The sequence below is a fragment of the Luteococcus sp. genome, from assembly GCF_043424415.1.
In the GTDB taxonomy this organism is placed as follows: Bacteria; Actinomycetota; Actinomycetes; order Propionibacteriales; family Propionibacteriaceae; genus Luteococcus.
On record NZ_JBHWOO010000209.1, the window covers coordinates 1 to 14594 of the forward strand.

The following is a 14594-nucleotide window of genomic DNA, read 5'->3' on the forward strand; positions in this document are numbered from 1 at the left end:
GCGGGTGCAGCAGGCCAATGCCGCCGGCGAGCTGAAGAGCGCCTCGGCCAAGCTGACCCAGCTCAACCAGGGCGCCCAGCAGGTGGCCGACGGCGCAGGCGACCTTCACGCGGGCATCGACAAGGCCTCCACCGGCGCCGGCACCCTCTCGGCCGGGGTCGCCAAGGCCCACGGCGGCGCTTCCCAGCTGAGCACCGGCATGGGCCAGCTCGACGAGGGCCTCGGCACCATGGACAAGGGCGCCAGCTCCCTCGACGACGGCCTGGCCCAGCTGGAGAAGGGCTCGCAGCAGCTCACCAAGGGACTCAGCGACGGCGTCAAGCGCATCCCCGCCATCTCGGGCGACAGCGCCGAGGGTGCCGCGCAGGTGCTCTCCTCGCCCGCGCACGTCGAGACCCTGGTGGAGAACCCGGCCCACGTCTACGGCCGCGGCCTGGCCCCGCTGTTCTTCTCGATCGCCATGTGGGTCTTCGGCATCTCCGGCTTCCTGGTGATGCGTCCCATCTCGGGCCGCCTGCTGGCCGGGCGCATGAGCGCGTTGCGCCTGGCCCTGAGCGCCTGGATCCCCTTCGGGACGGTCGCAGTGGCTGGTGCGATCCTGATGCTGGCAACGGTCTGGGCCACCCTGGGCCTCGACCCGCTGCACGGTGTGGCGACGGTGGCGCTGACGGTGCTGGTGGCGGTGGTCTTCAGCCTGGTGGCGCACCTGATGCGCATCGCGCTGGGCCTGCCCGGATCGGCCCTGCTGCTGGTCTGGCTGATCCTGCAGCTGGCATCCACCGGCGGCACCTACCCCGCCGACGTGCTGCCGCCCTTCTTCCGCTGGATCAGCCCCTTCATGCCGATCACCTATTCGATCGACGCCTTCCGGGTGGTGATCTCGGGCGGGCTGTGGAGCCACTTCGTGCACGACGTGGTGGTGCTCGCCGGCATCGGTCTGGCCGCGCTGGCGCTCGACGTGCTCGCGGTGAGAGCCCGGCAGCGCTTCACGCTCAGTGACCTGCATCCGGCTCTGGAGCACTGAGGCGCAGTACCGGGCGGACAGCCCCGGCCGCCCGGCACGTCGGACGACAGGCGCCGGGCGCCCCGGCCCATCCTGACGGCGAGTCAAATTGGTTCATGTTTCAATTGTAGGGCTGGGGGCATGAAGGTCTCCTCGTGGCGGACGGCGTCCGAGCCCCACGGGACATTCCCCCGACGAGCCCCTGACAACAACCAGCACGACCCTGACGAAAGATCCGTCAGGGTCGTGCTGCATCCTCACGCCCCACTCGGCCAGCGGGCGCCCACCACGGCTCAGAGCATGTCCACCAGCGAAACCAGGCCGACGGCGAAGACGGCGATCGCCGAGACCACCAGGTAGGCAGTGAACAGCATCCCGTCCTTGATCCGGCGGTCGGTCTGGGCGTGCGAGAGGTAGAGCGTGGCCACCGAGACCGCCATCAGGTACAGCGCATTGAGGATGCCGCCCAGGATCACCATCTGCAGCGGCGACTTCACCACCACCGCCAGCAGGCCCCAGATCACCGGCATGAAGACCATCAGGAAGCGCATCATCCGGCGACGGGCCGCGGTGTCGGTCCAGGTGAAGGCGCCGAAGACGCTCAACGCGGCAGCGGTCTGGCGGCTCAGGCTGGGCACATTGGCCACGATCGTCTTGAACAGTGCCACCGCAGCAAAGACCAGGAAGACCACCGCCGCCCACGGGCCCATCGTGTCGCCGAAGATGCGCGAGAGCAGCTTGATGACGTCATTGCCGCTCGGGGCCAGGCCCTGCGGGTGCAGCACGGCCGCACCCAGCACGTAGAAGGCGGCGGTCGACATCGTGTAGACCACCCAGCTGAGCCAGGCATCCTTCTTCATCACGCCGATCCAGCCGCGCGCCCGCTCCACCCAGGCCTCGCTGCCGTCATTGGGCCCGGTCCAGGCGGCATAGCCCTTCTCCACGCACCAGAAGGTGTAGGAGCTGATCTCGCCCGCGCCGATCCCGGTGAGACCGAACATGCTCAATGCGATGCCCATCGTCCCGGCCGCAATCTTGAAGCCCATGCCGTGTGCCAGATCGGCACCGTCCCAGGCGAAGGGCGTGAACTGAACACCGAAGACCAGCGCGACGGCCACCGCCGTCACCAGCACCACCAGCACCGTGGAGACCTTCTCGACGATTTCGTAACGGTCGCTGACATGGATGGCGATGGCCACCGCCACCATCACCAGCACCCAGAATCCCAGCGAGGCCTTGGACATCGGATCACCGCCCACCGGCAGCAGCATCGACAGCGCCAGGCCTGCCGTGCCCAGCACGCCGGCCTGGCTGGTGAGGAACTGCAGGAACATCAGCACGGCCAGGTAGCTGATCCAGCCGCGCCGCCCGATGCGTGGCGGCACGTCGTCATAGCCGAAGGTGCCCGGACGACCCGTCGAGATCGACCAGCGGGCCAGCTCGATCTGCACCGCCACCTTCACGAAGGTGGACACGAAGACCAGCCACAGCAGCAGGAAGCCGACCTTGGCGCCGAGCGTGGTGGCGGTGATCAGCTCACCGCTGCCCACGACGGCGGCCGAGGTGATCATGCCGGGCCCCAGGAAGCGCATGCTGGGCCCCCAACCGGTGGGTGGATCCTGCACCTTCGCAGGATCGAGGATGTAGGGGTCGCCCTGCTCCTCTGCCTGGGCAACGGGGGTCTGGGTCATGACAGGCTCCTGGACGGTTACGCCCACCCGGGGGTGGATGGGACGCCCCAGCCTAGGCAGCAGCCAGGCCCGAAGACCATGCCCCGCCAGGCTTGGCCACGAACTGCATGCCGACTGGCGCGTAGGCTGTCAGGGTGCCACCGACGACCGCCCCCGCGCCGCTGGAGGCGTGGTGGAACCCACTCAGCTGGGAGGCACCCTTCGTCGTCGTCGCGGCCGGACTGTTCGTCGTGGTCCTGCTGCGCGCCGGAGGCACCTACCTGCTGGGCCGGCTGCTGCGTCGCGGTTCCGAACGGGGACGCCAGGACGCGGTACGCCCCGGCCTCACCGAGCGCGTCGGCTTCATTCGCGCCGAGCAGGCCCTCAACACCTGGGGTGCCCCGGCGGTCACCCTGGGCTTCCTCACCATCGGCGTGCAGACCATGGTGAACCTGGCCGCCGGATTCACCCGGATGCCGCTGCGTCGCTACCTGCCCGCACTGCTGCTGGGCTGCCTGGCCTGGGCCGCGATCTATGCCAGCGCTGGATTCGTCGGTATCAGCGCCGTGATGGTGCTGTGGCGCATCCACCCGCTGCTGGCCATCTCACTCATGCTGGCGGCAGCCGTCGGGATCGGGCTGCTCGTGCGCAGCCAGCTCCAGCACAACTGACCCGCACCGAGCACACCCAAAGGGTTCCGAGCACACGTTGGAACGTGTGCCCGGAGCCCCTTGCCTGTGCCTCGCGCGGACGAGGCGTCAGGTCACATCGCCGCGAGTGCCTTGTTCGCCAGTCCGCGCGGGTAGTGCGAGCGCATCCGCACCTTGCGCTCCAGGTCCTTGATGATCGCCGGAGTGAAGTCGACGTCGTAGATGTTCTGGGAGCTGCCCAGGCCGCCGGGGGTGAAGACGTTGATCTCCATCAGCTTGTCGCCGACAATGTCCAGGCCCACCAGGAACATGCCGTCACTGACCAGCTTGGGACGGATCACGTCGACCATCTGCAGCATCTCGTCGGTGATCTCGGCCTCCTGGATGGTGCCGCCGGCCGAGACATTGGAGCGCATGTCGGCCGACTCGTTCACCCGGCGGAAGGCGGCGTACTTGCCGTCCACCTTGAGCGGTTCGCCGTTCATCACGAACAATCGGGTGTCGCCGGCGGCAGCGGCCGGCAGGTACTCCTGCGTCACCACATAGCCGTCGCGGCTGATCGCCTCGATGATCTGGTTGAGGTTGGCCGACTCCTCCTCGTTGACCAGGAAGACGCCGGAACCACCCGAGCCCTGCAGCGGCTTCAGCACCGCCTTGCCGCCCAACTCCTTCACGAACTCGCTGATCTGCTGCTCGTCGCGGCTGATCAGGGTCTTGGGACGCACCGCCTCGGGGAAGTGCTGGAAGTAGGCCTTGCTGACCGCCGTCGCCAAGGTCTCGGGATCGTTGACCACCAGCACGCCGCTGGCGGCGATCAGCTGACCAAAGGCGATGCCGGCAGTCGCTGCCCAAGGGCGCTCCGCGTCACTGGCCGGGTCGGAGCGCAGCATCACGACATCGAAGTCGCTCAGCGTGGTCTGGGTGCCCTCGTCCTTCTGGACATCCTCCAGGTAACGCTCATGCGAGCGGTAGCTCTTGGCCTTGCCGGCATGCACCAGGGCACCCAGGGAGCCGTCGGGCAGGTAGTTGAAGTCGCCCAGGCCGATGATGCCCACCTCGTGGCCCAGCTGCACCGCGGTCAGAGCCAGACGGGTGGTGGTGTAGCCAGCCCTCTCGGTGGCGATGTCGTTGACGACGAATCCGATCTTCATGGTTCTCCTAGATGAGGCTGTGTTCAGGGGTGGTGGCGGGGGTGCCGGGCTCAGCGGCCTCGGCGCTGACCAGCTGCGACAGCGGCGTGTGCGCCGCCTCCGCCAGTCGACGCCCCGAAGCCGGATCGGACAGGTAGTGGGGCCGGATGCGCGCTGGCTCGAGAACCCCGCGCCGGTCGAGCTCGGCCACGTCGGGAAGGTCGACCAGCGAGAACTTGCCCAGGTAGAACAGGTCCAGGCTGCCGCCCTCGCGTACATGGGTGAGCAGGTCCACCAGGCCGCGCAGGTAGCAGGCGTCCTTGGGGAAGCCGCCGGAGCGGTGGATGCGCATCACGGTGGTGAAGGCGCTGCCCCGCTTGAAGCCGCGGCTGACCAGCTGCTGCCAGCACTCGGCGAAGGAGCCTCCCTGCAGCATGGCGTCGACGGTCAGCACCCGGCCGGCCAGCTGGCGCAGCCGCGTGCGGGTCAGCTCACCGACGGCGATCTCACCCAGCACGGCCAGGCCCTCCTGGGTCTCGTCATAGCCGGCCAGGCCGGCACCCAGGCAGCGGATCGGCTGCACCGCGCCATTGACCTGGGTCACCAGGTGGGTGCCGATCTCGTGCTGCAGCAGGGCATTGACCCGACGCTTCTGCACCGCCGAGTCCTCCCCCACCAGCAGCGCGTCACCACTGACCAGCACGCCATTGACATCACTACGCAGCTCCGCGCGCATCACCACCTCGGGGTCCTGCTGCTGGTACCAGTCGATCTCGGCCAGCGCCAGGCGGTGGAAGTCGGCAGCCGTGACGGTCTCCTGGTCGCCGGAGTCGGGCTCCACCTCGTCCAGGATGTGCTGGGCGATGTCGTGCAACTCGGGCGTCACCGAACCGTAGAACTCGATCGCCAGCGGCAGGAAGTCGGCGCTGTTGCGGGCACGCAGCAACTCGGCCTGCAGCCGCAGCTCGCGGTGCTTGCCCTGCAGCAGGTGGCGGACCGTGGCGTCCTCCACCTGGTCCACGTCGATGCGCTCCAGCGTGGCCAGCACCACGTCCGGGTCGGTCGACAGCTCGCGGTAGCCGAAGTCGGGCGTGGTGTGCTCACCGGCCACCCAGCGCCGACGCCAGTCCGCGGCATCCACCGGAGTCAGGTCGAGCAGGAAACGGAAGGTCTCCGACAGCTGCGCCAGCTGCTCGTCGACCTGGTGGGCCCTGGCGTCGAGGAAGTCGGTCATGGGCGACCCCCTCACGCGTGGGCGCGCAGCGTCGCGGCCAGCGCCTGCAGCGTCGCGGCCAGCGCCTGCGAAAGCTCGGCGATCCGCGCGGCATCCGGCTGGCCGGTCCACTCGTCCATGAAGCTCTTCTTGAACTCCAGCGCCAGACAGATGCCCTTGTCGGGGTAGCGCTCGTGCACCCAGCGGGCCAGATTGGCACCCTTGAAGCGGACATTCTCGCGCACGTCGAGCGGGCCGTCCGACAACTCCTGCGCGGCCAGGGTGGAGTTGAAGACGTCCACCACATCGCCCCAGCGCTCCCGGTCCAGCGAGCCGGTGCCAACGTTCACGTCGGGATTCTCCTCCTGCGGGGAGGCAGGCTGGTCCGCGCCGTCGCGGCGGTGGTTGTAGGAGTGCACGTCGAAGACGACGAAGGGGCCACGCTCGGCCAGCTCGTCCAGCCGGGTGGCCAGGGCCTCGTAGAAGGCGCGGTGCACCTCGAGCGAGCGATCGGCCACGTCGGCGGGCAGCTCGCCGCCGCGCCAGACCTCCAGGCCCCAGCAGTCCTCGGGGGTGCGGTAGACGGCCTCGTCCTCGCCACGGTTGAGGTCCACCTCGAAACGCGAGCGGTTCACCACCACCCGCGCCGGCACCAGCTGGGCGATCAGGTGGGTGAAGGGGTCCTCCTCACGGAAGCGGTCGTCCTCGTCGAGGTCCATCAGCTCCTGCACCTCGGGCCGCAGCGCGTGCCCGGTGTGGATGGAGGTGGCGACGACCGGCCCGTCCCAGGTGCCCAGGAACTCGAAGGGCTCCACCTCGCCCGTGTGACTGTCAGGGCTCGGGTTGCCGCCCCGTGTCGGGATCTGGGTCGGAGACTGGGCTGGGCTCGCCTGCTGAGTCATGCGCCCAACGCTGCCATGACAAGCACCGTCGCAGCACCAGGAATTGCCAACAGCGAACAAGCCCACAGCGCAACCCCCCGAGCCGCGGCGGACTGTGAGTCTGCTTCAGAAGAAGCGTCCAGCGGGGCTCGGGCAGAGCCGTGGTGCAAGACTCGACTTCGGCGTCCCCCGACGCCCGTGGCCCCGAGGGCCGAAGCCGGCACCGGCCTCGCCCGCTGCGTGCCGCCCGAGCCCCGTGCCCGTGCCTCCTGACCCCGAGAAGATGGCGTGACCCAACATCAGCAGACCTCCGCACCGAGCCGTCGCGACGACGACCCGGCTGCCCGGCCTGCCACCGTGGACGGCCACGCCCTCTGGGGACGCCCACCCGCGCCGCACCAGATGCGGCGGGCCGTCACCACCGGCATCCTCACCCTGGGCCTGATGGCCTGGCTGCTCACGCTGGTGGCCAATGTGCTGCCGATCCACGACCAACCCGCCCTCTCCTCACCCAATGCCCGGCTGGCCTTCGTCCTGTTGCTGGGCCACTTCGCCACCGTGCCCCCACTGCTGCTGACCCGGCGCCGACTGCGCCTGGGCTGGCTGGTGCCCAGCGCCCTGCTGCTGGGCTTCGCCGTGGCGCTGTTGAACCAGCACCGCTACGACCTGAACCCGCACGACCTGTGGTCACCCGGCTACTGGGCGCTGCCCCTGATGGCGGCCACGATGGTGCACCTGCACCGCCAGAGCTACCTGCGCTGCACCGGACTGGTGCTCGGTCTGCTCCTGGCGGGCGAGGCCGCCGCGGCCTGGCTCGACCACCGCCTCACCACCACCCTGGACATCGCCCCGATGGTACTCGCCTTCTCGCCCTTGCTGCTGGTGCTGATGTTCGGCGACGGCCTGCTGCAGATGGCCAGCAGTCTGCAGGCCACCCTCGATGAACAGCACCGGGTACGGATGCTCCATGCCGAACAACGCTCCCAGGTGGAGGATCGTCGCGAGGCCGAGCGGCTGCTGCACGACCACGTGCTGCACGCCCTGCACGCCATCAGCCGCCCCGCCAGCACCGTCGACCTGGCCATGGTGCGGGCCGAGTGCCGCGACGCGGTGGCCGCCCTCTCGCGCCCCGTGGACGCCACCGCGACCACCCGCGTCGAGACCCAGTTGAAGAACAACCCGACCCGGCTGAAGTTGGGGGCGAGCCTGACCGGGCGCAGCGACCCGCTGCCCGAGAAGGTGGCCCGCACACTGGCCTCGGCCGCTCACGAGGCCCTGCGCAATGTGGAGCGCCATGCCGGCCCGAATGCCCGCTGCCAAGTGGTCGTCGCCCAGGAGGGACAGCAGTGCCTGGTGCGGGTCATCGATGACGGCGCCGGCTTCGACCCCACCCACCTGCCGACCGGCCGTCTCGGGGTGCGCCGCTCGGTGCTGCAGCGCCTCGACGACATCGGCGGCGAGGCCGTGGTGGACTCGGCCAAGGGGCGGGGCACCAGGGTCAGCCTGCGCTGGCCGCGCCACGGCGACGGCCTGAGCCCGGCCCTGTTCGAAGAACCCGACGACCGGGTGCGCCGCACCACCGTCCACACCGCCCTGCCCGGACTGGTCTCGGGCCTGCTGCTGTGCCTGCTTCTGGCCGGGTACAGCACCCACCCGACGATGACCCGACTGCTGGGCCTGACCATGGCCGTGGTCTGCTCGTGGACGATGCGTGTGCTCGGGAAGCGGGCGCTGACTCGCCGCGAGGCCCTGGGCCTGTTCCTGCTGGCGGTGGCCGCAGGCATCCTCAACCTGCTGCTGACACCGCGTCCGATGCCCAGCGTCCACGTGCTGTGGATGGCCTGGACAGGCACGGCGCTGGTGCAGCTGCTCGCCCTGTCCAGCCCGCTGCGCCGGGGCATCATCCTGACGGCCGCCTGGTGCGTGACGATCGCGCTGCCCTTCGTGGTGCTGTTCGACTGGACCGGGCGGGCGGCCACCTTCTCCAGTTCCATCTTCCTGGCGGTCGGGCTGCTGGCCGTCACGATGGTCTCGCTGGCGGTGGCGCGCCACATCGTCAGTAGCGAGCAGAAGCAGGCGGAGCTCACCAGCCGGATCCGCGCCGCCACCGCCCGTCTGGTGGCCGGCACCCGGATGGACCGCTTCTGGTCGCAGCGTGTCACCCGCGAGGCCCTCCCGTTGCTGCGCGACATCGCCGAGGGCCGCCGCCAGCCGCACGACCCGGTGCTGCGCCGCGAGGCCGAACGGCTGGAGACCGACCTGCGCGACGAGCTGGTGCTGGGCCCCGGAAAGGGTGAACTGCTTCAGCTGCTGGCCCTGCGCCGCCGGCAGGGCTGGGCGATCAGCACCGCCTTCGGCGCCGAGGACGACCGCGGCCAGCTCGACGACCTGGTGGTGCTGCTGGGCCACCTGGGCTCCCCCGACCACACCGGCCAGCCGGTGACGCTCAGCGCACGGGCCCTGCCCGGACAAGTGGGCACGGCCAGCGCCGTGGTGCTCGAGTCCAGCCAGGCCCAGGTGCAGGGCTGGCGGCGCCGCCTGCAGGACGGGCCAGCGCAGCTGCACCAGGACCCGGACTTCGTCAGGATGAGCATCTCGCGCGCGGCCTGAGGCCAGCCCAGAGGGTGGATGGGGTGCGCCGATCTCGTCGAGGGCGAACGACCTCCCTCCCTGGGGGTGGTGGTGCACCAGCACGAAAGACCTAGCGTGGAAGGGAAAACAGACCCACCCCCAGAGGCACGCCCCAGGGGGGAAAGAGCAACAGGAGCAAGCATGGACCAGCTGGACTTCGCCAATCCCGTCGATCGCTACCCCGACCTCGAGATCCCCGAGCAGAGCCAGCCCGAGCCGGGCCTGGACGCCGAGTTGACCCCCAAGCCCGACCGCGGCGAGCAGAGCTACCGCGGCACCGGACGGCTCAAGGGGCGCAGGGCCCTGGTCACCGGCGGCGACTCCGGCATTGGCGCCGCCGTGGCGATCGCCTTCGCCCGCGAGGGCGCCGATGTCGCGCTGGGCTACCTGCCCGCCGAGGAGGAGGACGCCCGCCTCATCATCGAGCTCATCGAGGGCGAGGGACGCAAGGCGGTCGCCCTGCCCGCGGACATCACCGACGAGGCCGCCGCCCGCGGCATCGTCACCAGGGCCGTCGAGGAGCTGGGTGGCCTGGACATCCTGGTCAACAATGCCGGACACCAGAAGTCGGTGGCGAAGTTCGAGGAGATGACCTCGGAGCAGATGCGCGAGACCTTTGACACCAACATCCTGGCGATGTTCTGGATCAGCCAGGAGGCCATCGCCCACCTGCCGGCCGGCTCGACGATCATCAACACCACCTCGATCCAGGCCTACGAGCCCAGCGAGGACAAGATCGACTACGCCTCCACCAAGGCCGCGATCAACAACTTCACCAAGGGCCTGTCGCAGTACCTGGCACCCAAGGGGATCCGCGTGAACGCCGTGGCCCCCGGACCGATCTGGACCCCACTGCAGGTGCAGGGCGGGCAGCAGACCGAGGAGCTTCCGAAGTTCGGCAAGTCCACCCCGCTGGGGCGCGCCGGACACCCAGTGGAGCTGGCCCCCGCCTATGTCTTCCTGGCCTCGCCCGAATCCAGCTATGTGGTGGGCGAGACGCTCAACGTCAACGGCGGCATGCCCACCCCGTGACCTGACCGGGCCAGCGGCCCCCAAGACCGGATCGGCGCAGACCGGCCCTTCCCCGAGGGCAGTCTGCGCCGATCCCCATGTCCGGGGCCACAATGTCCGGGGGCAAGAGCGCGCAGCGGCCACCTCCGGGCACGCGTCACATCACCAGGCCGAGCCCCATCACCATTGGCAGCGAGACCAGCGAGGAGATCACGGTGATCATCGTCATCGTCTTGAGCGCGCCCTTGGTGGAAAGCCCCATCAGCGTCTTGAACATCCAGAAGAAGTTGCTGTTGACCTGCAGCGCGAACAGGGCGCCCGAGGCGATCGCCAGGCCGATGGCGATCGGGTTGACCTCGATCTGGCCCAGGATGGGGGCGATGATGCCCGAGGCGGTGATGGCCGCCACCGAGACCGAGCCGATGGCCAGGTGCATCAGGGCCGCGATGATCCAGGCCAGCAGGATGCTCAGCAGCACTGGGGCGCCGGCGTCGGCGGAGAAGAGCCCGCCCAGCACCTTCGCCAGACCAGTGGCCTTGATGATCTCGCCCAGCGAGCCACCGATGCCGGTGATCAGCAGGATCTCGCCCGAGGTGTGGAAACCGCTGCTCATCGCCTCATGGGTCTGTTCCGTGCCGATGGTGCGGCGAGCCAGCAGGAAGGCGCCGAGCAGGCCAAGGAAGAGAGCCAGGTTGGCGTCGCCGAGGAAGCGCACCACGCTGTTCTCGTAGCCGAAGAGCTGGCAGAAGGCGCCGGAGGCGATCAGCACCAGCGGGATCAGGATCGGCATCAGGCAGACCAGCAGCGGCGGCACGCCGGAGTCGTCGTGCTCGGCCTCCAGCGAGGCCTCCTGGGCCAGCACCGCCTCGTCGTGCTCCTCGTCGGTCTCGGGATTCCAGTAGTTGCCGCGCAGCAGCTGGCGGAAGATGATCGTCGACAGACACGCCGTCAGCGGGCCCAGCACGAGGCCGAAGAGCAGCCACTTGCCCAGCGGGATCCCCAGCAGGCCACAGATCGAGATGGCCGCCAGGCCGGGGACGACGAAGACATAGCCGCAGAAGATGCCGGCGCCCATCGCAGCCGACATCCACGGCAGTCCGTGCTTTCCGATGAAGCGGGAGCTGGAACGGGCCACCGGCGCGGCCAGCACCACTTGCACGTCGACATAGATCGAGGGGAAGATCGTCGACAGCGCCAGGGTCAACGCATAGGGCATCCGCTTGGCCCCCACCCCGTTGACCAGCGCGGTCACAAGCTTGCGGAAGGCTCCCGTGGCGTGCAGCAGGCTGCCGATCAGCACGCCGAAGCCGATCAGCAGGCCCACCTCGGCCATGATCTCGCCGAAGCCCCCGGTGATGGAGGTGATCGTCTTCTCCAGCCCGATGCCCGAAGTGAGGCCGAGATAGAGCGAGGCGAGGACCAGTGAGATCACCGGGTCCACCTTGAACTTGATGATCAGCGCGATGACCAGGACGATCGCGATGGCCGTGTGCAGGGCAACCACGGGGTGCTCCTTTGCCTCGGGGGCGGTGCGGGAACGGTGCGGTTCACCAGACCCGTGCCGACACGCTACCGCCCCGGCTGCCGTGGGGCGGCGGTCGGGGCGGCGCAAAGGGCGTGCGGGGGTCGGTCAGTCCGCTGCGGGCTTCTCGTAGCGGTAGAGGACCGGCACGAAGGAGGTCTCCTCCACGTCGAAGTCGACCACGGTGAAGATGCCAGAGTTCTCGTCCTGCACGGTTCCCTGCGAGAAGTCCACGTCGCTGAGCTGGCCCAGCCGGCTCTCGGCGGGATGGTCCTTGATGTACTCGACCTCCTCGGCCGTCATGAAGACCGGGCGACCGACCGTCTCGGCCCCCTTGGCGAACAGGTAGAGCACCTCCTCGCCGCGGTAGGCGACGGCGCTGTAGGGGCGCTCGGCGGAGGTGTCGACGATCTCCCAGCCCTCCTGCTCGAAGGTCTCGAAGAGGCGCTGGCGGGCCATCACGTTGAGCTGGCGGCGGCGGGCATCGTCGAACTCCCAGCCGGCTTCCACGGGCACCGGCACCGGGTTCTCACCCTTGACCTGCTGCTGCCACAGCTCCTCCATCTGGCTGGCCATCGGCTCGTGCAGCTCCACGCCGCCCTTCTGCGGGTTCCAGGCATAGCCCGGCACCTTCTCCAGCAGGGTCTTGCGGCTGACGGCATCGTCCACGGGCAGCACGGTGTCCCAGTCGATGTCGATGTAGTTGGCGCTGCGCAGTGGGTCGTCCCAGTGCTCGCCGCTGTAGACGCGGCTGGAGACCACCCCGCTGCCGCGGACGCTGAACTCGCCGTCGCGCACGTAGACCAGGAAGATCCGGTCCCCCGGCTCGATGCCGTGGCGACGTCCACCCGACGGCCAGGTCTCGCGCACCGGGGCGCCAGCGGCGGTGCGGGCGATGATCGCCTGCTCGTCCTCGGGAGTCCAGAACCAGTCGTCGGCATTCATCCGCACCAGGAAGACACGGCGCTTGCGCTCGCTGGGGGCATAGCGCTCCGCCGGCGGCATCTCGTCCTGTTCCGTGGTGTCGATGAAGCTGACCTCGTCGTCCTGGTCGATCGGGCGGCCGACCAGGGCATCGCGCACCGGGTCGCCGGCGTGCAGGACACGGCCGAGCAGGGCCTGGACCGCACGCCCGTCCTGCTCCAGGTTCTCGACCCCCTCCAGCTCGGCAACCAGGCGGATGGCGCCGTCGAAGCTGAACGTGGCGAAGCTCTCCAGGGCTGCCTGCTCCGGCAGCTCCCAGGCACCACGGTTGGCATTCCAGAGCTGGTCGTCGCCCAGCCGCGCGTCGAAGCCCGTGAAGGTGCGCGGGATCGGCTGGTCGAGGGAGTCCACCTCCTGCCGGGGGCCGAGGTTGATGTTGATCGCCACGGGGGAGCCTCCTGAAGTCTGTGGAACGTACCCGCCTGGGATGTTCGGCGGCCAGTTCCGGTCGATGGTCACGACGGGTTTCACCAGCCCCCGCCAGTCCCGCAGAATGTACCCCGCAGGGTGTGGTCCAGCCCGTCTGTACCGGCCCGGTAAGCCAACAGCAGAACAGCTGCTCCCTGGAGGCCGGGCGATCACCAGCTCCTGCGCAGCCGACGCCTCAGCCGAGCACCTCCTGGGCCTGCTCGTCCTGCTGGCGCATCCGCAGCAGCAGGTCCCAGCCGAGCTCGGTGCCGGACAGCCGCGTCGAGCGCGTCCACAGGCCGGCATCGTCGAAGAGCGCCAGCGCCTGCACCAGGTCCCAGCCGGCATCGTCGAGCAGGCCTGGTTCGCCCCCGGCCCCGGGGCTGGGGTCGATGCCCAGCTCCTCCAGGTCCAGCTGCACCAGCTCCACCCACTCCTGGACCAGCTCGGTGACGGTGCGCGGTTCGCCCCCGGGGCCCGCAACGCGCACCAGCACCATCTCGAGCCCGTCGATGCTGACCTGGAAGCTGGCCCACTCGGCCAGGGAGGCGGCCACGTCGACCGCCAGCAGGCGCCAGCCCCGGACATCCTCGGGCTCGACGAAGACCACCTCGGCCCGGGCGTCGCGCACCGCTAGCAGTCCGCTGCGCAGCGCCACCCACCACAGCCGGACGACAGCCAGGCAGTCGGCCTGCTCCTGCCAGTCCTCGTGCCAGGGCTCGAGGCTCCACCGCGCGCCGCGCCCCAGCCCCTCGGCCCCTTCCTTCTCCAGGGAGAGTGCCAGGTGGCGTCCGGTCCACTCATCCAGCCCTGCAGCCTGGTAGAGATCGCGCACCAGGTCGACCTCCAGCTCGTGCTCGGCGTCGACCGGCCGACGATGCTGCTGGCCCTGGCGCACCCAGTCCAGCAGCAGCCCCAGCCGTCGCCACAGGGCGCTGGAACGGAAGTGGGCGACGCTGGCCGCGGCGGGCGCGGGGCTGGCCTGGCGCCGCTCCTCCTGGACGACCGACTGGAGCGCCCGGCGGGCCGCCAGTTGCTGCTCACCGGCACGCCGCAGCCGGGCCCGGGCCCCGCGGGCCTCCTGGCGCAGCGCGGCAGGACTCGCCGAGCCCGAGGCCATCCGCCCGGTGGAGCGCAGGAAGCGCCAGTAGCTGTCCAGGGTGGCCACCACGTCGTCACCGGTCGGCAGCTCCACCGGCCCCCGGGCGGGCAGGAGCTCCGCCACCAAGTGCTCGGCCGAGCAGGGCGGCCACTGCGCGTCACCGAGCCCGTCGAACTCCAGGTGCAGGTCCAGCAGGAGCTGCAAGAGCTCGACATCGAGCACCCGGCCCCGCCCCTCGGCCCAGGTGAGGGCATCGGCGAGCAGGTGCTGAAGTTCTGGATCCATGGCGCCCAGCCTAGTTGTCACCAGCACACCGAATCCTCTCACCGGGGACCGGCGGGCCTCGATTTCCTGCCGGCCCTGGGACCCTCGATCACGGGCAGCATGGT

11 protein-coding genes are annotated in these 14594 nt (G+C 69.7%); 4 read left to right on the forward strand and 7 right to left on the reverse strand.

Annotation, left to right across the window (positions count from 1 at the left end; all coding sequences use genetic code 11):
- Nucleotides 1–1024: YhgE/Pip family protein (locus ACHFFZ_RS12040; RefSeq protein ID WP_394276851.1), on the forward strand; the 1024-nt coding region annotated here is incomplete at its 5' end.
- Nucleotides 1025–1296: 272 nt separating this feature from the next.
- Here ACHFFZ_RS12040 and ACHFFZ_RS12045 read toward each other — a convergent pair.
- The gene (locus ACHFFZ_RS12045; protein WP_394276852.1) at nt 1297–2694 is read right to left on the reverse strand and encodes an Nramp family divalent metal transporter; all 1398 of its coding nucleotides are present in this window, start codon (nt 2692–2694) and stop codon (nt 1297–1299) included.
- Between the two features lie 134 nt (nt 2695–2828).
- Between ACHFFZ_RS12045 and ACHFFZ_RS12050 the strand changes: the two genes are divergently transcribed.
- On the forward strand, nt 2829–3344 hold the full coding sequence (locus tag ACHFFZ_RS12050; protein WP_394276853.1) for a DedA family protein: 516 nt from the start codon (nt 2829–2831) through the stop codon (nt 3342–3344).
- Between the two features lie 92 nt (nt 3345–3436).
- On the opposite strand, the gene ACHFFZ_RS12055 is transcribed toward ACHFFZ_RS12050, so the two are convergent.
- From ACHFFZ_RS12055 to ACHFFZ_RS12065, 3 genes are read right to left on the reverse strand one after another with little or no spacing between them, the layout of a single operon-like run.
- Nucleotides 3437–4474: a glutathione synthetase gene (locus tag ACHFFZ_RS12055; protein WP_394276854.1), complete on the reverse strand. Its 1038-nt coding sequence runs from the start codon at nt 4472–4474 to the stop codon at nt 3437–3439.
- 7 nt (nt 4475–4481) lie between these two features.
- A complete protein-coding gene (locus ACHFFZ_RS12060; protein ID WP_394276855.1) occupies nt 4482–5687 on the reverse strand; it encodes a tyrosine/phenylalanine carboxypeptidase domain-containing protein in 1206 nt (401 codons plus the stop codon).
- Between the two features lie 11 nt (nt 5688–5698).
- On the reverse strand, nt 5699–6568 hold the full coding sequence (locus ACHFFZ_RS12065; RefSeq protein WP_394276856.1) for an N-formylglutamate amidohydrolase: 870 nt from the start codon (nt 6566–6568) through the stop codon (nt 5699–5701).
- Nucleotides 6569–6835: 267 nt separating this feature from the next.
- Between ACHFFZ_RS12065 and ACHFFZ_RS12070 the strand changes: the two genes are divergently transcribed.
- Together ACHFFZ_RS12070 and ACHFFZ_RS12075 are read left to right on the forward strand one after the other, a co-directional pair.
- Nucleotides 6836–9157 (forward strand): sensor histidine kinase, encoded by a 2322-nt coding sequence (locus ACHFFZ_RS12070; protein ID WP_394276857.1) that lies wholly within the window; start codon nt 6836–6838, stop codon nt 9155–9157.
- Nucleotides 9158–9319: 162 nt separating this feature from the next.
- Nucleotides 9320–10210 (forward strand): SDR family oxidoreductase, encoded by an 891-nt coding sequence (locus ACHFFZ_RS12075; RefSeq protein ID WP_394276858.1) that lies wholly within the window; start codon nt 9320–9322, stop codon nt 10208–10210.
- Between the two features lie 136 nt (nt 10211–10346).
- Here the strand turns inward: ACHFFZ_RS12075 and ACHFFZ_RS12080 are convergent, their stop codons facing one another.
- The 3 genes from ACHFFZ_RS12080 to ACHFFZ_RS12090 all read right to left on the reverse strand — a co-directional run bounded on the left by ACHFFZ_RS12080 (nt 10347) and on the right by ACHFFZ_RS12090 (nt 14490).
- Nucleotides 10347–11693 (reverse strand): GntP family permease, encoded by a 1347-nt coding sequence (locus ACHFFZ_RS12080; RefSeq protein WP_394276859.1) that lies wholly within the window; start codon nt 11691–11693, stop codon nt 10347–10349.
- Nucleotides 11694–11819: 126 nt separating this feature from the next.
- Nucleotides 11820–13082, reverse strand: a complete 1263-nt coding sequence (locus ACHFFZ_RS12085) for a hypothetical protein (protein ID WP_394276860.1) — start codon at nt 13080–13082, stop codon at nt 11820–11822.
- Between the two features lie 217 nt (nt 13083–13299).
- Complete coding sequence (locus ACHFFZ_RS12090) at nt 13300–14490, reverse strand: hypothetical protein (RefSeq protein ID WP_394276861.1); 1191 nt, start codon at nt 14488–14490, stop codon at nt 13300–13302.
- Nucleotides 14491–14594 lie beyond the last annotated feature (104 nt).

Excerpts from the sequence above, each read along its gene's own strand:
- ACHFFZ_RS12060 (WP_394276855.1), bottom strand. The coding sequence starts at position 5,687 with ATGACCGACTTCCTCGACGCCAGGGCCCACCAGGTCGACGAGCAGCTG.
- ACHFFZ_RS12065 (WP_394276856.1), bottom strand. The coding sequence starts at position 6,568 with ATGACTCAGCAGGCGAGCCCAGCCCAGTCTCCGACCCAGATCCCGACA.
- ACHFFZ_RS12045 (WP_394276852.1), bottom strand. The coding sequence starts at position 2,694 with ATGACCCAGACCCCCGTTGCCCAGGCAGAGGAGCAGGGCGACCCCTAC.
- ACHFFZ_RS12090 (WP_394276861.1), bottom strand. The coding sequence starts at position 14,490 with ATGGATCCAGAACTTCAGCACCTGCTCGCCGATGCCCTCACCTGGGCC.
- ACHFFZ_RS12075 (WP_394276858.1), top strand. The coding sequence starts at position 9,320 with ATGGACCAGCTGGACTTCGCCAATCCCGTCGATCGCTACCCCGACCTC.
- ACHFFZ_RS12055 (WP_394276854.1), bottom strand. The coding sequence starts at position 4,474 with ATGAAGATCGGATTCGTCGTCAACGACATCGCCACCGAGAGGGCTGGC.